The sequence below is a fragment of the Variovorax sp. CAN15 genome (assembly GCF_030462475.1).
Classification (GTDB): domain Bacteria; phylum Pseudomonadota; class Gammaproteobacteria; order Burkholderiales; family Burkholderiaceae_C; genus Variovorax.
This window is the reverse complement of record NZ_JASMRZ010000059.1, coordinates 1-20,173: the sequence shown is the minus strand read 5'-3', so window position 1 is coordinate 20,173 and position 20,173 is coordinate 1. Positions and strand designations below refer to the sequence as shown.

Here is a 20,173-nt window from a genome sequence, read left to right as displayed (position 1 = left end):
TTTCATCGCTACGTTTTACACTCGTCCCGCCCCAACCAAAGGAAATTGCCCATGTCTGATGCCCGCCCAGCCCACAAGCGAATCTTGTTGAAGCTGTCGGGAGAGGCATTGATGGGCGATGACGCCTTCGGCATCAATCGCGCGACCATCGTGCGAATGGTGCAGGAGGTGGCCGAGGTCGTGAACATGGGCGTCGAAGTGGCGGTCGTGATCGGTGGCGGCAACATCTTCCGCGGCGTCGCGGGCGGCTCCGTCGGCATGGATCGCGCCACTGCCGACTACATGGGCATGCTGGCCACGGTCATGAACTCGCTGGCCCTGGCCGATGCGATGGACAAGCAGGGCCTGGTGGCCCGCGTGATGTCCGCCATCGCCATCGAACAGGTGGTCGAGCCCTATGTGCGCCCCAAGGCGCTGCAGTACCTCGAAGAGGGCAAGGTCGTGGTGTTCGCAGCCGGCACGGGCAACCCGTTCTTCACGACCGACACGGCCGCCGCGCTGCGCGGTGCCGAGATCGGTGCCGAACTGGTGCTCAAGGCGACCAAGGTCGACGGCGTCTACACCGCCGATCCCAAGACCAACCCCGATGCGACCCGCTACGTATCGCTCAGTTTCGATGAGGCGATAGCAAAGAATCTCGGCATCATGGATGCCACGGCCTTTGCGCTGTGCCGCGACCAGAAGCTGCCGATCAAGGTGTTCTCGATTCTCAAGAACGGCGCGTTCAAGCGCGTCGTGATGGGCGAGGACGAAGGCACGCTGGTGCATGCCTAGGAGTATTTGAGATGACCATTGCAGACATCCGCAATGCGACCGATGCGAAGATGAACCAGTCGCTCGCCGCATTCCAGAACAACCTCACCAAGATCCGCACGGGCCGCGCCAATTCGGCGCTGCTCGATTCGATCCACGTCGAGTACTACGGTTCGCAGGTGCCCCTGAGCCAGGTGGCCAACGTGTCGGTGCTCGACTCGCGCACCATCAGCGTCCAGCCGTGGGAAAAAGGCATGGGAGCCAAGATCGAGAAAGCCATCCGCGAAAGCGACCTGGGCCTGAACCCGGCCTCGATGGGCGACCTGATCCGCGTGCCGCTGCCCGCCATGAGCGAAGAGCGCCGCAAGGAAATGACCAAGCTGGTCCGCAACGAAGGCGAGAGCGCCAAGATCGCCACGCGCAACCTGCGCCGCGATGCGAACGAGGCGGTCAAGAAGCTGGTCAAGGAAAAGCTGGCGTCGGAAGACGACCAGAAGCGCGCCGAAGCCGAGATCCAGAAGGTCACCGACCGCCACATCGCGGAAATCGACCGCCTGGTCGCGGCCAAGGAAGCGGAGATCATGGCCGTTTGAGGTCTGTCATGGCCTCGTCGGCGCCGCGCGTTCCCCACCACGTTGCCATCGTCATGGACGGCAACGGCCGTTGGGCGACGCGGCGCTTTCTTCCCCGCATCGCGGGGCACAAGCAGGGCGTCGAGTCGCTGCGCCGCTGTGTCAAGGCCTGCGCCGAGCGCGGCGTGGGCGTGCTCACCGTCTTCGCGTTCTCGTCCGAGAACTGGAACCGTCCCGTCGAGGAAGTTTCCGGTCTCATGGAGTTGATGGTCGGCGCGCTTGCGCGCGAGGTGCCCAAGCTCAGCAGCGACGGCGTACGCCTGCATTTCGTCGGCGAGCGCGCCGGCCTGTCGCCCAAGATGGTGAAGGGCCTGCTCGACGCCGAAGCCGCCACCGCGCACAACACGCGGCTGGTGCTCAACGTCTGCTTCAATTACGGCGGCCGCTGGGACATCGCACAGGCTGCCGCCAGGCTCGCGGCGCAGGGCGAAGCGATCACCGAGCTCAGCCTCGATCGCGCCATGGCGCTGGCCCATGTGCCCGACCCCGACCTGTTTATCCGCACCGGCGGCGAACAGCGCCTCTCCAATTTCCTGCTCTGGCAGAGTGCCTACGCCGAGCTTTTCTTCAGCGACAAGCTGTGGCCCGAGTTCGACGAGGCCGCGCTGGACGAGGCCATCGCCGCGTTCCAGGGCCGCGAGCGGCGCTTCGGCCAGACCTCGGCGCAAATCTCTTCCACCGCCGCGGCCTGACGGCCAGGCAGCCACTGCATGCTCAAGCAACGCATCATCACGGCGATCGTGCTCCTCGCGATCCTGCTGCCGGCGCTGTTCTACCCAAGCTACATCCCCTTCGGCTGCGTCATGCTGGTGCTGATCGGCGCCGCCGCCTGGGAGTGGGGGCGCCTGAACGGGTATGGCCAGGGGGTTTCGCTGTTCCTCGGCGCCGAGACCGTGGCGCTTTGTTCGCTCTCCTGGTGGCTCGGGCTGCTGGAACAGCCGCTGGTCCTGATGTGGACCCTGGCCAGCGCGGGCTGGGTGCTGGGCGGCGCTGCGCTGCTGCGCGTGGCGGTGCCGGGCTGGCCCCGCATTCCGCGCGGGCTGCGGCTGGTCGGCGGCCTGCTGGCGCTGTGGGTGGCATGGCTTGCGGCGGTGCAGGCGCGCATGATCGGCATCAACTTCCTGCTGTCGATCCTCGTGCTGGTGTGGGTGGCCGACGTGTTCGCCTATTTCGCCGGCCGCGCTTTTGGCCTGAAGTTCACCCGCAACAAGCTCGCTCCCGCGATCAGTCCCGGCAAGAGCTGGGAGGGCGTGTGGGGCGGCATGATCGGCGTGGTGGTGCTGGCCTTTGCCTGGGTCTGGGCCGACAAGGCCGCAGGCGCCACTGTGACCAGCCTGTATACCCGTCTCGCCGAGCGTGGCTGGTGGCTGTTGCTGCTGGCTGCCTTGTTCCTCGCGGCCATGAGCGTCGTGGGCGACCTCGTCGAATCTCTCATCAAGCGCAGCGCCGGCGCCAAGGACAGCAGCAGGCTGCTGCCCGGCCACGGCGGCGTCCTCGACCGCGTGGATGCCCTCTTGCCGGCGCTTCCCATTGCCATGATGCTGGCTTTCCTGTGAATTCACCCAGAAGACAACGCGTCACGGTGCTCGGCTCGACCGGTTCGGTCGGCGTGAGCACGCTCGACGTCATTTCGCGCCACCCCGAGCGTTTCGAGGTTTTCGCGCTTTCCGCGGCCACCAAGGTCGACGAGCTGCTGGCGCAGTGCGCGCAGTTCTCCCCGAAGTTCGCCGTGATGGCCAGCGCGCCGCACGCCGCGCTGCTGGCCGACAAACTCAAGCAGAACGGCCTCAAGACGGTCGTGCTGATGGGCGAAGATGCTCTCGAAACGATAGCGTCGCATGACGAGGCTGACTCCGTGATGGCCGCCATCGTCGGTGCCGCCGGCCTGGGGCCGTGCCTTGCTGCCGCGCGTGCCGGCAAGCGCCTGCTGCTGGCGAACAAGGAGGCGCTCGTCGTCGGCGGCGAGCTCTTCATGCGCACCGTGCGCGAGGGCGGGGCGACGCTCTTGCCCATCGACAGCGAGCATTCCGCCATCTTCCAGTCGCTGCCCGAAGACCCGTCCACCTGGGCGCGGCGCATCGACAAGATCATCCTTACCGCCTCGGGCGGCCCGTTCCGCACCCGGGCGCCGGAAACCCTCGGCGCAGTGACGCCTGAGCAGGCCTGCGCCCATCCGAACTGGGTCATGGGGCGCAAGATCTCGGTCGATTCGGCCACGATGATGAACAAGGCGCTCGAGGTGATCGAGGCTCGCCATCTGTTCGGCGTGTCGCCGGAGCAGATCGAGGTCGTCATCCATCCGCAGAGCGTGGTGCACTCGATGGTGCAATTCACCGATGCGTCGGTCATCGCCCAGCTCGGTACGCCCGACATGCGGGTGCCGATCGCGGTGGGACTGGCCTGGCCCGAGCGCATCGAAAGCGGCGCCGCGCGGCTCGACTTCCGGCAGATGGGTTCGCTGACCTTCGAATCGCCCGATGCGACGCTCTTCCCCGGGCTGGGCCTTGCGTGGCACGCGCTGCGCGCAGCGCCGGGTACGACGGCGGTGCTCAACGCTGCCAACGAGGTCGCGGTTGAAGCATTCCTTGATCGCCGCCTGCGCTTTGATTGCATACATGCGGTCAACATGGAAACTTTGGAAAGGGTCGCCCCCTCCAAGCCGGCATCGCTTGCCGACCTGCTGGCGATCGATGCCAGCGCCCGGGCGGCAGCCAACGCCGCGGCGCTGCGCTTCGCCGCCTGAAGTACGTATCCGACTGAAGCCTCTCCCGAAAAGCAAGGACATCGATGCTGCTTACTGTCATAGCCTTTGTGGTTGCGCTCGGGGTCCTGATCGCGGTGCATGAATACGGCCACTACCGTGTTGCGGTGGCCTGTGGGGTCAAGGTGGAGCGCTTCTCCGTCGGTTTCGGCAAGGCGCTCGTCCGCTGGCAGCCCAGGCGGCAGCATCCGGGCCAGCAGACCGAGTTCGTCATCGGCGCATTTCCCTTCGGCGGCTACGTCAAGATGCTCGACGAGCGCGAAGGCCCTGTCGCGCCCGAGGAGCGCCATCGCGCCTTCAACACCCAGCCGCTGCGTTCGCGCGCTGCCATCGTGGCCGCAGGGCCGATCGCCAATCTGCTGCTGGCGGTGGTGCTTTACACGGCGGTCAACTGGATCGGTGTTCGGGAGCCGGTCGCCACGCTGGCGCGACCAGTGGCGGGCTCCCTGGCCGAATCGGCGGGGCTGAAAGGCGGCGAGCACATCACGCAGGCTGGTTTCGATGGCGAGCTGACGCCGGTCCAGTCCTTCGAGGATCTGCGCTGGCGCATGACGCGTGGGGCGCTCGACGGTCGCGACCTTACGCTCGAAATCGCAGGCGAGGGCGGTCGGCCTGCGCGCCAGTTGGTGCTGCCGCTGAGCCGCATGGAGACCAGGGACGCCGATCCGCAGATGTTCCGCAAGATCGGGGTGCTGGCGCCCCTGACCTGGCCCGAGATCGGTGAAGTCATGAAGGGCAGCGCGGCCGAAGCGGCCGGCCTGCTCAATGGCGACGTGGTGCGTTCCATCGGCAGCACGGCAATCATCGACGGGCAGCAACTGCGCGAGGCGATCCGCGCATCGGTCGATGGCGGACAGCCGCGCACGCAGGCATGGCAGATCGAGCGGGGAGGCCGGTCGCTCACCATCGACGTGAAGCCCGAGGTGCGGGAAGAGGGCGGCGCCAAGGTTGGGCGCGTCGGTGCCTACGTAGGCGGGCCGCCCGAAATGGTGACCGTGCGCCAGGGCGTGGTCGATGGCGTCTGGCGTGGCGTCGTTCGCACCTGGGAGGTGTCCGCGCTGACCGTGCGCATGATGGGCAAGATGGTCATCGGCGAGGCATCGCTCAAGAATCTCAGCGGTCCGCTCACGATCGCGGACTATGCGGGCAAGTCCGCAAGCCTCGGTTTCACCCAGTATCTGGTCTTCCTGGCGCTCATCAGCGTGAGCCTCGGGGTCCTCAATCTCATGCCGCTGCCGGTCCTCGATGGAGGACACCTGATGTATTATCTTTGGGAGGGTCTGACCGGCAAGAGCGTCTCTGACGCCTGGATGGAACGCCTTCAGCGCGGGGGCGTGGCCCTCCTGCTGGTCATGATGTCGGTCGCTCTCTTCAACGACGTCACGCGGCTCTTTGGTTAACTTTCTGCCGGCCCTTTCCGTGCCGGCTCAATTCACAGATGAACAAAAACTTCAGTCGCTTTCGCCTGCGTAGCGTTGTCGCGGTGGTTGCCAGTGCGCTTGCGGCGACGGCCGCCTGGGCCGTCGAACCCTTCACGGTGCGCGACATCCGCGTCGAAGGTCTGCAACGCGTCGAGGCCGGTACGGTCTTCGCGTCGTTGCCGCTGCGCGTGGGCGATACCTACAGCGACGAGCGCGGATCTGCCGCCATTCGCGCGCTGTTCGATCTGGGTTTGTTCAAGGATGTGCGCATCGACGTGAACGGCAAAGTGCTGGTGGTCATCGTGGAAGAGCGGCCGACCATCGCCGATGTCGACTTCGTCGGCACGAAGGAATTCGACAAGGCCGCGTTGCAGAAGGCATTGCGTGAAGTGGGGCTGGCCGATGGCCGTCCCTACGACAAGGCGCTGACCGACCGCGCGGAGCAGGAGCTGAAGCGCCAGTACGTGAGCCGCAGCCTCTACAACGCGCAGGTCGTGACCACCGTCACGCCCATCGAGCGCAACCGGGTCAACCTGACCTTCACCGTGACCGAAGGCGAATCGGCTCGCATCCGCGAAGTGCACGTGGTGGGCAACAAGGCCTTCAGCGAATCAACGCTGCTGAGCCTGTTCGACCAGGACAGCGGCGGCTTCATGAGCTGGTATACGAAGTCGAACCAGTACTCGCGCGCCAAGCTCAACGCCGACCTTGAAACCCTGCGCTCGTACTACATCACGCGCGGCTACCTCGAGTTCCGCATCGACTCGACCCAAGTCGCCATCTCGCCGGACCGCAAGGACCTGACGGTGACGGTGAACATTACCGAAGGCGAGAAATTCGTCGTGTCGAGTGTCAAGCTCGACGGCAACTACCTTGGCCGCGACGACGAGTTCAAGTCGCTCATCACCATCAAACCGGGCGAGCCCTATAACGGCGAGCAGGTCACCGAAACGACCAAGGCCTTCAACGACTATTTCGGCACCTTCGGCTACGCGTTCGCACGCGTGCAGGCACGCCCCGAAATCGATCGCGTCAATAACCGCGTGGCGCTCACGTTGCAGGCCGAGCCCTCGCGCCGCGTTTACGTGCGCCGCGTTTCGGTGAGCGGCAACAACAAGACCCGCGACGAGGTCATCCGCCGCGAGTTCCGCCAGTACGAAGCCTCCTGGTATGACGGTGACAAGATCAAGCTCTCGCGCGACCGCGTGGACCGCCTGGGCTTCTTCACCGAAGTGAATGTCGATACGCAGGAAGTGCCCGGCTCGCCTGACCAGGTCGATCTGACCGTCAACGTGACCGAAAAGCCCACCGGCAGCCTGCAGCTCGGCGCCGGCTACTCGAGCGCCGAAAAGGTCGCGCTGACCTTCGGCATCTCGCAGGAAAACGTGTTCGGCTCGGGCAATTTCCTGGGCGTGCAGGTCAACACCAGCAAGTACAACCGAACGCTGTCGCTGACGGCTACCGACCCGTATTTCACGGCCGATGGCATTTCGCGCACGTTCAGCATCTACCACACCACGACGCGCCCTTACCAGACCTCCACCGACGGTGACTACAAGCTGGTGAACCAAGGTGCTTCCATCCGCTTCGGCGTGCCTTTCAGCGAAGTCGATACCGTCTTCTTCGGCATCGGTCTCGAGCGCTATGCGTTCGACCCGAACAGTTCCACCGCCTTCTCAGGCCTGTACACGCCGCCGTCGTACCTCGGTTACTTCGGCTGCAAGAAGGATGCCACGGGTCTGTTGGTGGTCAACTGCGACCAGAAGAGCGTCTGGGGTGTTCCGCTGAGCGTAGGCTGGGGCCGCGACAGCCGCGACAGCGCGCTGATTCCGACCACCGGTCGCCTGCAGCGCGCCAACCTCGAGGTTGGGGCCGCCGGCGACATGAAGTACGTCAAGACGAACTACCAGTACCAGCAGTTCTTCGCGATCAACAAGCAGTACACCTTCTCGATCAATGGCGAAGTGGGCTATGCGAAGGCGTTCGGTAACAAGGTCTACCCGATCTTCAAGAACTTCTACGCGGGTGGCCTGGGCTCCGTGCGCGGCTTCGAGCAGAACTCGCTCGGCCCACGTGACGCTCCGCTGTTCCTGCAAAGCGAAGGCGCGGCGATCGGCGGCACCAAGAAGGCAATCTTCAACGCCGAGCTGAGCACTCCGTTCCCCGGTGCCGGCAACGACCGCACGCTGCGCCTGTATGGGTTCTTCGACATTGGCAATGTGTTCGGCAGCCGGGCACCCGGTCTTACCGACGAGCAATGGAGCGCCGAGAAGAAGCTGCGCGCCTCGGTCGGCCTCGGTGTCAGCTGGATCTCGCCGCTGGGCCCGTTGCGCCTCGCCTACGCCTTCCCGGTCAGGTCCCAGAAGGAAGTGGGGCAACCCTTCACGGCCGGCTATATCCCGAAGGATAGAATTCAGCGCCTCCAATTCCAGATCGGAACGTCTTTCTAATGAAGCATTTGATCCGCGCCGCGGCCGGCGCGTTGTTGATTCCCGCTTTCGCGCTTGCCGCGGCACCCGCCCAGGCGCAGGAAACTTTTCGTATCGGTTTCGTGAATCCGGACCGCGTGCTGCGTGAAGCGCAGCCGGCCAAGACCGCCCAGGCGAAGCTCGAAGCGGAGTTCCTGAAGCGCGAGAAGGACCTGACCGCGCAAGGCGATGCCCTGAAAGCCGCATCGGAGAAATTCGAGCGCGAGGCGCCGACTCTGTCCGAATCCCAGCGCGTCGCCCGCCAGCGTGCACTGGTCGACCAGGATCGCGATTTCCAGCGCAAGCGCCGTGAATTCCAGGAAGACCTGAACGCGCGCAAGAATGAAGAGCTCCAGCAGGTCTACGAGCGCGCCAACCGCGTGGTGAAGCAGGTGGCCGAGGCCGAGAAGTACGACGCCATCCTGCAGGAAGCGATCTACATCAATCCGAAGCACGACATCACCGACAAGGTGATCAAGGCGCTGAACGCGTCTGTCGCTTCTCCTGCGCCCGCGGCCGGCAAGTAACGCCGCGAACCGGCGTGTCACTGCAGCTCGGAGCCATTGTTGACGCCCTTGGGGGCGAGCTTCATGGCGATGCGGCGCTGTCCATCGAGCGGCTTGCGCCGCTTCAGAATGCGCAGCCCGATGCACTCAGCTTCCTGAGTCATCCCAAATACCAGCAGGAACTGGCAGCCTCCAAGGCTGCCTGCGTGATCGTGTCGCCTGCCATGCGGGAGGCGGCCGCCGCGCGTGGCGCCTATATCGTCACGCCCGATCCGTATCTCTACTTCGCCCGCCTCACGCAACTCTGGAAGGCGCACCACGCGCATCCGGAGGCCGACCGCATCCATCCCAGCGCAGTGATCCACCCCGAAGCGCAGGTCGACGCCACKGCTCGCATCGGTGCGCTGTGCGTGGTGGAGCGGGGCGCCCGCATCGGCGCGGGCACCGTGCTGAAGTCGCGCGTGACGCTCAGCGAGGACTGCGTCGTCGGCGAACGATGCCTGCTGCACCCCGGCGTGGTCATCGGTGCCGACGGCTTCGGCCTGGCGCCGCACGAGGGGCGCTGGGTCAAGATCGAGCAGCTAGGGGCTGTGCGCATCGGCAACGACGTGGAGATCGGCGCCAACACCTGCATCGACCGCGGCGCGCTCGACGACACCGTCATCGAAGACGGCGTGAAGCTCGACAACCTGATCCAGATCGGCCACAACGTGCGGGTCGGCAAGAACACGGCCATGGCGGGCTGCGTCGGCGTGGCCGGCAGCGCCACCATCGGCGCCGGCTGCACCTTCGGCGGCGGTGCCATCGTGCTGGGTCACCTGACGGTCGCCGACGGCGTGCACGTGTCGGCCGCGACCGTGGTCACCCGTTCCATCCACAAGGCCGGCCAATACACCGGAATGTTTCCCATCGATGACAATGCGAACTGGGAAAAGAATGCGGCAACGCTCAAGCAGTTGCACAGCCTGCGCGAACGACTGAAGGCGCTGGAGAAGGCTCCCTCGAAAAAATGACGACGATGCAGGAACAGAAAATCATGACGACGACGCTCGATATCCATCAAATCCTCAAGCTGCTGCCTCACCGCTACCCGTTCCTGCTGGTGGACCGCGTGCTGGACATGGAAAAGGGCAAGCGCATCACGGCGCTCAAGAACGTGACGATGAACGAGCCGTTCTTCAACGGCCACTTCCCGCACCGTCCGGTGATGCCGGGCGTGCTGATGCTCGAAGCGATGGCGCAGGCGGCTGCGCTGCTGTCCTTCCACTCGCTGGACATCGTGCCGGACGACAACACCGTTTACTACTTCGCCGCCATCGATGGCGCGCGCTTCAAGCGCCCTGTGGAGCCGGGCGACCAGCTCACGCTGGAAGTCGAGATCGAGCGCATGAAGGCGGGCATTTCCAAGTTCAAGGGCCGGGCCCTGGTGGGCAGCGAGCTCGCCTGCGAGGCGTCGCTGATGTGCGCCATGCGCCAGATCAACTGATGCCCGGCCGCAGCCAGTTGCTTCTTCACAAGGCATGACCCAGGTTCATTCGACGGCCATCGTCGACCCCCAGGCACAGCTCGACGCCTCGGTGTCGGTCGGGCCCTATGCCGTGATCGGCCCGCACGTGCGGATCGGTGCCGGCACCACCATCGGCGCGCATTGCGTGATCGAAGGGCGCACCACCATCGGGCGCGACAACAAAATCTTCCAGTTCTCGTCCCTCGGTGCCATCCCGCAGGACAAGAAATACGCCGGCGAGCCGACCGAGCTTGTCATCGGCGACCGCAACGTGATCCGCGAGTTCTGCACCTTCAATCTCGGCGTGCCGGGGGCGGGGGGCGTCACGCGTGTCGGCAACGACAACTGGATCATGGCGTACACGCACATCGCCCACGACTGCCGCGTGGACGACCACACCACGCTGTCCAACAACACCACGCTGGCCGGGCACGTGCACCTGGCCGACTGGGTCACGGTCGGCGGGCTCACGGGCATCCATCAGTTCGTCTCGGTCGGCGCGCATGCCATGCTCGGCTTTGCCAGCGCCGTCACGCAGGACGTACCGCCCTTCATGCTGGTCGACGGCAACCCGCTGGCCGTGCGCGGTTTCAACATCGTCGGCCTGCGCCGACGCGATTTCTCCGCCCAGCGGCTAGCTGCGGTGAAGCAGATGCACCGCCTGCTGTACCGCCAGGGCAAGACGCTCGACGAGGCGCGTGCATGCATCGCCGCGCTGGCGACCGAAATGCCGGAAGCGGCCGGCGACGTCGCGCTGATGGAAGCCTTCCTCGCCAATTCGACGCGCGGCATCGCGCGCTGAAGTGACCGCGATGCAGAACGACGGACAGCGACGCTTCGCGCTGGTCGCGGGCGAAGCGTCCGGCGACCTGCTCGCCGGCCTGCTGCTCGACGGCCTGCTGGTGCGCTGGCCCGATCTCCAGACCGCCGGCATCGGCGGCCCCCGCATGCTGGCCCACGGCTTCCAGAGCTGGTGGCCGCAGGAAAAGCTGGCGGTGCGCGGGTACATCGAGGTGCTACGGCACTACGCCGAAATCGCCGGCATCCGCCGCCAGCTCAAGGCACGGTTGCTGCAGGAACGGCCGCAGCTTTTCATCGGCGTCGACGCGCCCGATTTCAACCTCGATCTCGAAGCCGGCCTGCGCAGCCGGGGCATGAAGACGGTGCACTTCGTCTGCCCGTCGATCTGGGCCTGGCGGCCTGAGCGCATCGAGAAGATCCGTGCTGCAGCCGACCACGTGCTGTGCATCTTCCCGTTCGAACCCGACTTGCTGGCGGAAAATGGCGTGGCCGCGAGCTATGTCGGCCATCCCGTCGCCAATGTCATTCCGATGATCCCCGACAAGATCGGCGCACGCGCCGCACTGGGCTTGGCGCCCGATGCACCTGTCGTCGCTTTGCTGCCTGGCAGCCGCCGTTCGGAGATCCGCTACCTTGCCTCCCGCTTCTTCGCCGCCGCGGCGCTGATGCAGGCGGCGCGGCCCGAGCTTCAGTTCGTGGCTCCCGTCATCCCGGGTTTGCGCGCCGAGGTCGAAGCCTTGCTGCAGGCCAGCGGCATGGCGGGCCGTGTCAAGCTGCTGGATGGCCAGTCGCACACTGTGCTGGCCGCTTGCGACGCTACGCTGATCGCCAGCGGCACCGCCACGCTCGAGGCAGCGCTGTTCAAGCGGCCGATGGTCATCGCCTACAACATGAACTCGCTCTCGTGGGGCCTCATGCGGCGCAAGCAGTTGCAGCCGTGGGTGGGACTGCCCAACATCCTGTGCCGCGACTTCGTGGTGCCCGAGTTGCTTCAGGAGGCGGCCACGCCCGAGGCACTGGCCCAGGCCACGCTCGACTGGCTGGGCGCCCCTGAAAAGACTAGGGCGCTGCAACAAAGATTTTCAGAGCTGCATGTGCAATTGCAGCGCGATACGCCCACACTTTGCGCCGATGCGATCCAGAAAGTTCTTGAAAGCTGAGCAGGCGCCGCTGGCCTGGGATGCTCCCGGGCTGATCGCTGGTGTCGACGAGGCGGGCCGAGGGCCGCTGGCAGGGCCCGTGGTGGCTGCGGCGGTGATCCTCGACGACCTGCGCCCCATCCGCGGCCTCGCGGATTCCAAGACGCTCACGGCCCTGCAGCGCGAACGCCTGCACGACCAGATCCTGGCCAAGGCTCTGTGCTGCTCCATCGCGCAGGCCACAGTCGAGGAAATCGATACCCACAACATCCTGCAGGCGACCATGCTCGCGATGCGCCGGGCCGTCGAGGGGCTGCGGCTCAGGCCGGCGAAGGTGCTGGTCGACGGCAACCGCCTGCCCACGCTCGACGTGCTGGCCGAGGCCATCGTGAAGGGCGACGCGCGTGTCAAGGCGATCTCGGCGGCATCGATCCTTGCGAAGGTGCACCGCGACCGGCTGTGCGAGCAGCTGCACGTCGAGTTTCCGCACTACGGCTTCGCCGGCCACAAGGGCTACGGCACGCCCGAGCACCTGGAGGCGCTGCAGCGCCATGGCGCCTGCGTGCATCACCGCAAGTCTTTCAGCCCGGTGGCGGCGGCGCTTGCGCGTACCGGTGGCACCTTGACGGTGGCCTCGCCCGCCGAAGCCGGCGGCCAGCCGGCGATGGGCCTCGGTGCCATCGAGGTGGCACGGCCCGAGCTTCGCGCAGCCCCCTGAGCCCGCCCCGATGACTTCCGACGCCGGCGCCAGCCGCATCAGCTCGCGCGACAACCCGCTCCTCAAGGATCTGCGCAAGCTCGCGCAGGACCCCGGCGCCTACCGCAAGCTGGGGCGGATCTGGCTCGAGGGCGACCATCTTTGCCGGGCCGCGCTGGCGCGAGGCGTCAAGCCCGCCGTGGCGGTGTTCTCGGAGTCTTTCTGGCCGAAGGCTCCTGCCGATTGGTCGGCTGGCGCTATCAAAACCGTAGTGGTCGCCGACAACCTCCTGCGGGACATCAGCGGCCTGGAATCGCCGGCGCCGATGGGCTTCGTGCTCGACGTGCCGTCTCGGCCCGAGCTGCTGCCAGATGCTCCCAGCGTCGTGCTCGACCGCCTCCAGGACGCCGGCAATGCCGGCTCCATCCTGCGCAGCGCCGCCGCATTCGGCTTCACCCAGGTGATTGCGCTCAAGGGCACGGCCGCGCTGTGGGCGCCCAAGGTGCTGCGCGCCGGCATGGGAGCCCACTTCGGCCTGCGGCTGATCGAAGGCGTGGACATCGACGCACTGGACGGCCTGAAGGTGCCGCTGGTGGCGACCAGCTCGCATCGCGGCGAATGGCTCCACAAGGCCGAATTGCCGCATCCCTGCGCCTGGCTGATGGGACACGAAGGGCAGGGCGTATCGGCCGCGCTGGAGGCCCGGGCCTCGCGCCATATCCGTATTGCGCAGCCGGGCGGCGAGGAGTCGCTCAACGTGGCCGCGGCCGCCGCGATCTGCCTGCATGCGAGCGGAGCAGCCCTGCACGCCAAATAACACACCCAGTCCGGGCTACAATCGGGGGCTTACTCGCAAATCAGCGTCGCCCGGCCGCCTACAACGCCATCTTCCCCTTAAGCAGCAGTCCCCAGGCTACACGCCTGAGGCTCCGGGCGACCGTAACCATCCGGAGAACCCAGTGCTTTTGTCTCTCAAGGGAAGTTTCCCGCCCGCCATCCTGGCGCTCGCAGACGGCACGGTCTTTCTCGGCAACTCGATCGGAGCCACCGGCTCCACGACCGGTGAAGTGGTGTTCAACACCGCCATGACCGGTTACCAGGAAATCCTCACCGACCCGAGCTACTGCCAGCAGATCGTGACGCTCACGTATCCGCACATCGGCAACTACGGCGTCAACGGCGAGGACATCGAAGCCGACAAGATCCATGCCGCGGGCCTGATCATCAAGGATCTGCCCCTCGTCGCCTCCAACTTCCGCAAGACCGCCACGCTGACCGAGTACCTCGTGTCCGGCAACACCGTGGCCATCGCGAACATCGACACCCGCAAGCTCACCCGCCACCTGCGCACCAATGGCGCCCAGAACGGCTGCATCCTGGGCCTTGCCGCGGGCGAGACCGTGACGCAGGCGCTGATCGACAAGGCCATCGCCTCCGCCAAGGCCGCGCCGAGCATGTCGGGCCTCGACCTCGCCAAGGTCGTGTCGGTCAAGCAGACCTACGAGTGGACCGAGACCGAGTGGAAGCTGGGCTCGGGCTACGGCGTGCAGATCACGCCGAAGTTCCACGTCGTGGCCTTCGACTACGGCGTCAAGAAGAACATCCTGCGCATGATCGCCCAGCGCGGTGCGCGCATCACCGTGGTGCCGGCGCAGACGCCCGCGGCCGACGTGCTCAAGCTCAAGCCCGACGGCATCTTCCTGGCCAACGGCCCCGGCGACCCGGAGCCCTGCGACTACGCCATCAGCGCGGTCAAGGAGCTGATCGAGACCGGCATTCCCACCTTCGGCATTTGCCTGGGCCACCAGATCATGGCGCTGGCCTCGGGCGCCAAGACCTTCAAGATGAAGTTCGGCCACCACGGCGCGAACCATCCGGTGAAGGACCTCGACAACGGCCGCGTGAGCATCACCAGCCAGAACCACGGCTTCGCGGTCGACGAGAAGTCGCTGCCGGCCAACCTGCGTCCCACGCACATCAGCCTGTTCGACAACACGCTGCAGGGCCTGGCGCGCACCGACAAGCCCGCGTTCTGCTTCCAGGGTCACCCTGAAGCCTCGCCGGGTCCGCACGACATCGGCTACCTGTTCGATCGCTTCACGGCACTCATGGAAAAGAACAAGACGGAAAAGACGGAGAAAGAGAATGCCTAAGCGCACAGACCTCAAATCGATCCTCATCATCGGCGCCGGCCCGATCATCATCGGCCAGGCCTGCGAGTTCGACTACTCCGGCGTGCAGGCCTGCAAGGCGCTGCGCGAAGAGGGCTACAAGGTCATCCTGATCAACAGCAACCCCGCGACGATCATGACCGACCCGGCCACGGCCGACGTCACCTACATCGAGCCCATCACCTGGCAGACGGTCGAGAAGATCATCGCCAAGGAGCGTCCCGACGCGATCCTGCCGACCATGGGCGGCCAGACCGCGCTGAACTGCGCGCTCGACCTGTGGCGCAACGGCGTGCTCGACAAGTACACGGGCGCAGCCACCAGCAAGCCCGTCGAACTGATCGGCGCCACGCCCGAAGCCATCGACAAGGCGGAAGACCGCCTGAAGTTCAAGGACGCGATGACCAAGATCGGACTGGGCTCGGCCCGCTCCGGCATCGCGCACTCGATGGACGAGGCCTGGGCGGTGCAGAAGAACGTCGGCTTCCCGACCGTGATCCGTCCCAGTTTCACGCTCGGCGGCACCGGCGGCGGCATTGCCTACAACCCGGAAGAGTTCGAGACCATCTGCAAGCGCGGCATCGAAGCCTCGCCGACCAACGAGCTGCTGATCGAAGAATCGCTGCTCGGCTGGAAGGAGTACGAGATGGAAGTCGTGCGCGACAAGGCCGACAACTGCATCATCGTCTGCTCCATCGAAAACCTCGACCCCATGGGCGTGCACACCGGCGACTCGATCACCGTGGCACCGGCCCAGACGCTGTCCGACAAGGAATACCAGATCCTGCGCAACGCCTCGCTGGCCGTGCTGCGCGAGATCGGCGTGGACACCGGCGGCTCGAACGTGCAGTTCTCCATCAACCCGAAGGACGGCCGCATGGTCGTCATCGAGATGAATCCGCGCGTGTCGCGTTCGTCGGCGCTGGCTTCCAAGGCCACGGGTTTCCCGATCGCCAAGGTCGCGGCCAAGCTGGCCGTGGGCTACACGCTCGACGAACTGCGCAACGAGATCACCGGCGGCGCCACGCCGGCCTCGTTCGAGCCCTCCATCGACTACGTCGTCACCAAGATCCCGCGCTTCGCGTTCGAGAAATTCCCGCAGGCTGATTCGCGCCTCACCACGCAGATGAAGTCGGTGGGCGAGGTGATGGCCATGGGCCGTACCTTCCAGGAATCGTTCCAGAAGGCGCTGCGCGGCCTCGAAGTCGGCGTCGACGGCATGAACGAGAAGACTCAGGACCGCGAAGTGCTCGAGAAAGAGTTGGGCGAGCCCGGCCCCGAGCGCATCTGGTACGTGGGCGATGCCTTCGCGCTGGGCATGAGCGTCGACGAAGTGTTCTCGCTCACGAAGATCGACCCGTGGTTCCTGGTGCAGATCGAGGAGATCGTGAAGATCGAACTCGAGCTGGAAACCAAGTCGCTCGACGACATCGACGCCGCCACGCTGCGCCTGCTGAAGCAGAAGGGCTTCTCCGACCGCCGCCTGGCCAAGCAGCTGCGCACCACCGACACGGCCATCCGCGAGAAGCGCCGCGCCCTGGGCGTGCGCCCGGTCTACAAGCGCGTGGACACCTGCGCGGCCGAGTTCGCCACCAACACGGCCTACATGTACTCGACCTACGAGGACGAGTGCGAGGCCGACCCGAGCGACAAGAAGAAGATCATGGTGCTCGGCGGCGGTCCCAACCGCATCGGGCAGGGCATCGAGTTCGACTACTGCTGCGTGCACGCCGCGCTCGCCATGCGCGAGGACGGCTACGAGACCATCATGGTCAACTGCAACCCCGAGACCGTGTCGACCGACTACGACACCTCGGACCGCCTGTACTTCGAGCCGCTCACGCTCGAGGACGTGCTCGAGATCGTCGACAAGGAAAAGCCGCTGGGCGTGATCGTGCAGTACGGCGGCCAGACGCCGCTGAAGCTCGCGCTCGACCTGGAGGCCAACGGCGTGCCGATCATCGGCACCTCGCCCGACATGATCGACGCGGCCGAAGACCGCGAGCGCTTCCAGAAGCTGCTGCATGAACTCAAGCTGCTGCAGCCGCCGAACGCCACCGCGCGCACCGAAGCCGAGGCTCTCGAAAAGGCCTCGCAGCTGGGTTATCCGCTGGTGGTGCGCCCGAGCTACGTGCTCGGCGGCCGCGCGATGGAAATCGTGCACGAGCAGCGCGACCTGGAGCGCTACATGCGCGAAGCCGTCAAGGTCAGCAACGATTCGCCGGTGCTGCTCGACCGCTTCCTGAACGACGCCGTCGAGTGCGACGTCGACTGCCTGCGCGACGCCGAGGGCCAGACCCTCATCGGCGGCGTGATGGAGCACATCGAACAGGCGGGCGTGCACTCGGGCGACTCCGCCTGCTCGCTGCCGCCCTACAGCCTGGGCTCCGAGACCGTTACCGAGCTCAAGCGCCAGAGCGCCGCCATGGCGGCCGCGCTGAACGTGGTCGGCCTGATGAACGTGCAGTTCGCCATCCAGCAGAAGGACGGCAAGGACGTCATCTACGTGCTCGAAGTGAACCCGCGCGCCTCGCGCACCGTGCCCTACGTGAGCAAGGCCACCGGCATCCAGCTCGCCAAGGTGGCGGCACGCTGCATGGCCGGCCAGTCGCTGAAGTCGCAGGGCATCACGAAGGAAGTGACGCCGCCGTACTTCAGCGTGAAGGAGGCCGTGTTCCCGTTCGTCAAGTTCCCGGGCGTGGACACCATCCTTGGCCCCGAGATGAAGTCGACCGGCGAAGTGATGGGCGTGGGCAAGACCTTCGGCGAAGCTTTCGTGAAGTCGCAGCTGGGCGCGGGCACGCACCTGCCGAAGTCGGGCAAGGTCTTCATCTCGGTGAAGAACAACGACAAGGCACGTGCCGTGGAAGTGGCGCGCGGTCTGGCGAAGCTGGGCTTCGAGCTGATCGCCACCAAGGGCACGGCCGCCGCCATCAGCGCTGCCGGCATCGAGTGCGCGACGGTGAACAAGGTGACCGAAGGCCGCCCGCACATCGTGGACATGATCAAGAACAACGAGATTGCGCTGGTCATCAACACGGTGGAAGAGCGCCGCAACGCCATCACCGACTCGCGGCAGATCCGCACCTCGGCGCTGCAGGCGCGCGTGACCACGTTCACCACGATCTTCGGCGCCGAAGCGGCAGTCGAGGGCATGGGCTTCATGGACGAGCTGGGCGTGATCTCGGTGCAGGAAATGCACGCGCAACTGGCCGCGGCCTGATCGAGCGTCGGCATCATGGAAACGCAGCTCGTCGAACTCGACCTGACCGACTGGAACGCGGCCAGGCCCAACGAGGCCTGGATCGCGGAACTGGAAGCAGGCAAGGTGCTGTACTTTCCTCGCCTTGGCTTCGAGCTGCTGCCTGAAGAGCGCAGCCTGCTCACGCCCAGCCTGCTGTCGCCCGATGTACGCAACATCAGTCTCGACGCCAACGGCAAGCTCAAGGGCGCCGTGGGCGACGAGACGGTGCAGCGCACGGCAGCCGAGATGGTGGGGCGCTTCAGGGCGCAGGCCACGCAGCTCATCCACGGGCTGCTGCCGCACTACGCGCCCGCCCTGCGGCTGGCGCCTACCAGCTATCGGCCGGCGCAGGTCGAGACGCGGGTGCAGTCGTGGCGCGCCGACGACCGGCGCTTGCATGTCGATGCATTCCCGTCGCGGCCGAACTACGGCGAGCGCATCCTGCGCGTGTTCACCAACGTGAACCCCGATGGCGCGCCGCGCGTGTGGCGCGTGGGCGAGCCTTTCGAGGACATCGCCAGGCGCTTCCTGCCCCGCGCCAAGCCTTACTCGCGCTGGCAGGCGAAGCTGCTGCAGGCGCTGCACGTGACCAAGTCGTTCCGCAGCGAATACGACCACCTCATGCTGCAGTTGCACGACGGCATGAAGTCGGACATGGCCTATCAGGAAAACTCGCCGCAGGAAACCGCCAAGTTCCCGCCGGGTTCGGTGTGGGTGTGCTTCTCCGACCAGGCCTCGCACGCCGTGATGGCGGGCCAGTACATGCTCGAGCAGACCCTTCATCTGGCCGCTTCGAAGCAATACAATCCCGCTTCGAGCCCGCTCGCCATCCTGAGCCGGCTGACCGGACGCACACTCGTCTGATCAATTCCCCCAATCGACCGCCGAACGGCAGCGTTCGGCGGTTTCGCTTTATGGAGAACCAACAACATGGCAACCATTCCGATCACCAAGCGCGGCGCTGAAAAACTGCGGGCCGAGCTGCATCAGCTCAAGACGGTGGACCGCCCCTGGGTCATCAATGCAATTTCCGAAGCACGCGCCCAGGGCGACCTGAGCGAAAACGCCGAATACGAAGTTGCCAAGGACCGCCAGGGCTTCATCGAAGGCCGCATCCAGGAAGTCGAAGGCAAGCTGTCGGCTGCGCAGATCATCGACCCAAGCGAGCTCGATGCCGGCGGCAAGGTGGTGTTCGGCTCGACCGTCGAACTCGAGGAAGAGGAAACCGGCGAGGCCGTGAAGTACCAGATCGTCGGCGAAGACGAAGCCGACCTGAAGCTCGGCCTCATCAACATTTCAAGCCCGATCGCACGTGCGCTGATCGGCAAGGAAGAGGGCGATACCGCCGAAGTACAGGCCCCTGGCGGCCTCAAGCGCTACGAGATCGTGGCGGTTCGCTACCTCTGATTCTTCGATCGATGAAAGACCGCATTGCGCTGATGCTGGCCGCCTTCTGGTGGGGCAGCCTCACCACGATCGGATTTCTGGTGGTGCCAATGCTGTTTGCCAGGCTCGGCAATCCGTCGGTGGCCGGCAATTTCGCGGCGCAGCTGTTCGAAGCGCAGAGTTGGATTGCGATCGCCTGCGGGGTGATCCTGCTGATCCATTTCAGGTCCAAGGCCGACGAGCGCATGAGCGGGCCGGCGATGACGACCATCTTTTTCATCCTGGGGGCGCTACTGCTGGCGCTGCTGCAGCAGTACGCGGTGACACCGCGCATCGTGGCGCGGGAGAACCTCAAGCTGTGGCATGCCATGGGGACGGGCATGTACTTCGTGCAATGGCTCTGTGCCGGTGTGGTGCTGTGGCGCGTGGGAGGCCGTGGGGCGGGCTGAGGGCACCGACGGAGCGCGCGGCAAAGAAAAAGGCGGCTCCGGGCCCAATGCCGCTCAGTTAAGCAAAGGCCCTTCGGGGCCTTCGCTGTTTGTACAGTGCAGGCTGTATGAACAAAGCCGAGCCCGGACGAGGCCGGCGGACGGCCGATGCTGCTGCAAGAGTACCTGTGCGAGACCCATCAATACGCCACGCCCGAGCAGTGGGGAGTCGTGCGAGGCAGCCTGCCTGCGCAGTGGA

The 20,173-nt window shown here is 65.6% G+C and carries 19 protein-coding genes; all 19 read left to right on the top strand.

Going from position 1 to position 20,173, the window contains the following annotated elements:
- The first annotated feature begins 51 nt into the window (after positions 1-51).
- Entirely contained in the window at positions 52-774 is a 723-nt protein-coding gene (gene pyrH, locus QMO14_RS25205; protein WP_301510493.1) for a UMP kinase, read from the top strand.
- Between the two features lie 11 nt (positions 775-785).
- The gene (gene frr, locus QMO14_RS25200; RefSeq protein ID WP_301510492.1) at positions 786-1,346 is read left to right on the top strand and encodes a ribosome recycling factor; all 561 of its coding nucleotides are present in this window, start codon (positions 786-788) and stop codon (positions 1,344-1,346) included.
- 8 nt (positions 1,347-1,354) lie between these two features.
- Positions 1,355-2,077 carry a polyprenyl diphosphate synthase gene (gene uppS, locus QMO14_RS25195; protein WP_301510491.1) on the top strand — a complete coding sequence of 241 codons (723 nt, stop codon included), beginning with the start codon at positions 1,355-1,357 and terminating at the stop codon, positions 2,075-2,077.
- An 18-nt stretch (positions 2,078-2,095) separates the two neighbouring features.
- Positions 2,096-2,941, top strand: coding sequence for a phosphatidate cytidylyltransferase (locus QMO14_RS25190; protein ID WP_301510490.1), 846 nt, complete (start codon positions 2,096-2,098; stop codon positions 2,939-2,941).
- A complete protein-coding gene (gene ispC, locus QMO14_RS25185) occupies positions 2,938-4,128 on the top strand; it encodes a 1-deoxy-D-xylulose-5-phosphate reductoisomerase (protein WP_301510487.1) in 1,191 nt (396 codons plus the stop codon). The genes QMO14_RS25190 and ispC overlap by 4 nt, the downstream gene beginning before the upstream one ends.
- 44 nt (positions 4,129-4,172) lie before the next feature.
- Positions 4,173-5,546 (top strand): RIP metalloprotease RseP, encoded by a 1,374-nt coding sequence (rseP, locus tag QMO14_RS25180; protein ID WP_301510486.1) that lies wholly within the window; start codon positions 4,173-4,175, stop codon positions 5,544-5,546.
- A gap of 38 nt (positions 5,547-5,584) precedes the next feature.
- On the top strand, positions 5,585-8,017 hold the full coding sequence (gene bamA / locus QMO14_RS25175; RefSeq protein ID WP_301510485.1) for an outer membrane protein assembly factor BamA: 2,433 nt from the start codon (positions 5,585-5,587) through the stop codon (positions 8,015-8,017).
- Positions 8,017-8,562: an OmpH family outer membrane protein gene (locus QMO14_RS25170; protein ID WP_301510484.1), complete on the top strand. Its 546-nt coding sequence runs from the start codon at positions 8,017-8,019 to the stop codon at positions 8,560-8,562. Before bamA ends, QMO14_RS25170 begins: the two co-directional genes overlap by 1 nt.
- A 14-nt stretch (positions 8,563-8,576) precedes the next feature.
- On the top strand, positions 8,577-9,554 hold the full coding sequence (gene lpxD / locus QMO14_RS25165) for a UDP-3-O-(3-hydroxymyristoyl)glucosamine N-acyltransferase (protein ID WP_301510483.1): 978 nt from the start codon (positions 8,577-8,579) through the stop codon (positions 9,552-9,554).
- Positions 9,555-9,577: 23 nt separating this feature from the next.
- Positions 9,578-10,027 carry a 3-hydroxyacyl-ACP dehydratase FabZ gene (gene fabZ / locus QMO14_RS25160; protein ID WP_038113972.1) on the top strand — a complete coding sequence of 150 codons (450 nt, stop codon included), beginning with the start codon at positions 9,578-9,580 and terminating at the stop codon, positions 10,025-10,027.
- 34 nt (positions 10,028-10,061) lie between these two features.
- Complete coding sequence (gene lpxA / locus QMO14_RS25155; protein WP_301510481.1) at positions 10,062-10,850, top strand: acyl-ACP--UDP-N-acetylglucosamine O-acyltransferase; 789 nt, start codon at positions 10,062-10,064, stop codon at positions 10,848-10,850.
- Positions 10,851-10,860: 10 nt separating this feature from the next.
- On the top strand, positions 10,861-12,009 hold the full coding sequence (lpxB, locus tag QMO14_RS25150; protein ID WP_301510480.1) for a lipid-A-disaccharide synthase: 1,149 nt from the start codon (positions 10,861-10,863) through the stop codon (positions 12,007-12,009).
- Positions 11,981-12,706, top strand: coding sequence for a ribonuclease HII (gene rnhB / locus QMO14_RS25145; protein WP_301510479.1), 726 nt, complete (start codon positions 11,981-11,983; stop codon positions 12,704-12,706). Before lpxB ends, rnhB begins: the two co-directional genes overlap by 29 nt.
- A gap of 10 nt (positions 12,707-12,716) precedes the next feature.
- Complete coding sequence (locus QMO14_RS25140; RefSeq protein WP_301510477.1) at positions 12,717-13,502, top strand: RNA methyltransferase; 786 nt, start codon at positions 12,717-12,719, stop codon at positions 13,500-13,502.
- A 142-nt stretch (positions 13,503-13,644) separates the two neighbouring features.
- Positions 13,645-14,838 (top strand): glutamine-hydrolyzing carbamoyl-phosphate synthase small subunit, encoded by a 1,194-nt coding sequence (gene carA / locus QMO14_RS25135; protein WP_301510475.1) that lies wholly within the window; start codon positions 13,645-13,647, stop codon positions 14,836-14,838.
- On the top strand, positions 14,831-18,079 hold the full coding sequence (gene carB, locus QMO14_RS25130; protein WP_301510473.1) for a carbamoyl-phosphate synthase large subunit: 3,249 nt from the start codon (positions 14,831-14,833) through the stop codon (positions 18,077-18,079). The genes carA and carB overlap by 8 nt, the downstream gene beginning before the upstream one ends.
- A gap of 15 nt (positions 18,080-18,094) precedes the next feature.
- Positions 18,095-18,964 (top strand): Kdo hydroxylase family protein, encoded by an 870-nt coding sequence (locus QMO14_RS25125; RefSeq protein WP_301510471.1) that lies wholly within the window; start codon positions 18,095-18,097, stop codon positions 18,962-18,964.
- Positions 18,965-19,030: 66 nt separating this feature from the next.
- Complete coding sequence (gene greA, locus QMO14_RS25120) at positions 19,031-19,507, top strand: transcription elongation factor GreA (RefSeq protein WP_301510469.1); 477 nt, start codon at positions 19,031-19,033, stop codon at positions 19,505-19,507.
- Positions 19,508-19,518: 11 nt separating this feature from the next.
- Positions 19,519-19,935 (top strand): DUF4149 domain-containing protein, encoded by a 417-nt coding sequence (locus QMO14_RS25115; RefSeq protein WP_301510466.1) that lies wholly within the window; start codon positions 19,519-19,521, stop codon positions 19,933-19,935.
- The last annotated feature ends 238 nt before the right edge of the window (positions 19,936-20,173 follow it).

Bases quoted from the DNA above. Each gene is read 5' to 3' on its own strand.
- rseP (WP_301510486.1), top strand. From the start codon at position 4,173: ATGCTGCTTACTGTCATAGCCTTTGTGGTTGCGCTCGGGGTCCTGATC.
- bamA (WP_301510485.1), top strand. From the start codon at position 5,585: ATGAACAAAAACTTCAGTCGCTTTCGCCTGCGTAGCGTTGTCGCGGTG.
- rnhB (WP_301510479.1), top strand. From the start codon at position 11,981: ATGCGATCCAGAAAGTTCTTGAAAGCTGAGCAGGCGCCGCTGGCCTGG.
- pyrH (WP_301510493.1), top strand. From the start codon at position 52: ATGTCTGATGCCCGCCCAGCCCACAAGCGAATCTTGTTGAAGCTGTCG.
- QMO14_RS25190 (WP_301510490.1), top strand. From the start codon at position 2,096: ATGCTCAAGCAACGCATCATCACGGCGATCGTGCTCCTCGCGATCCTG.
- lpxA (WP_301510481.1), top strand. From the start codon at position 10,062: ATGACCCAGGTTCATTCGACGGCCATCGTCGACCCCCAGGCACAGCTC.
- uppS (WP_301510491.1), top strand. From the start codon at position 1,355: ATGGCCTCGTCGGCGCCGCGCGTTCCCCACCACGTTGCCATCGTCATG.
- QMO14_RS25170 (WP_301510484.1), top strand. From the start codon at position 8,017: ATGAAGCATTTGATCCGCGCCGCGGCCGGCGCGTTGTTGATTCCCGCT.
- greA (WP_301510469.1), top strand. From the start codon at position 19,031: ATGGCAACCATTCCGATCACCAAGCGCGGCGCTGAAAAACTGCGGGCC.
- QMO14_RS25140 (WP_301510477.1), top strand. From the start codon at position 12,717: ATGACTTCCGACGCCGGCGCCAGCCGCATCAGCTCGCGCGACAACCCG.
- lpxB (WP_301510480.1), top strand. From the start codon at position 10,861: ATGCAGAACGACGGACAGCGACGCTTCGCGCTGGTCGCGGGCGAAGCG.
- QMO14_RS25125 (WP_301510471.1), top strand. From the start codon at position 18,095: ATGGAAACGCAGCTCGTCGAACTCGACCTGACCGACTGGAACGCGGCC.
- QMO14_RS25115 (WP_301510466.1), top strand. From the start codon at position 19,519: ATGAAAGACCGCATTGCGCTGATGCTGGCCGCCTTCTGGTGGGGCAGC.
- carB (WP_301510473.1), top strand. From the start codon at position 14,831: ATGCCTAAGCGCACAGACCTCAAATCGATCCTCATCATCGGCGCCGGC.
- frr (WP_301510492.1), top strand. From the start codon at position 786: ATGACCATTGCAGACATCCGCAATGCGACCGATGCGAAGATGAACCAG.
- fabZ (WP_038113972.1), top strand. From the start codon at position 9,578: ATGACGACGACGCTCGATATCCATCAAATCCTCAAGCTGCTGCCTCAC.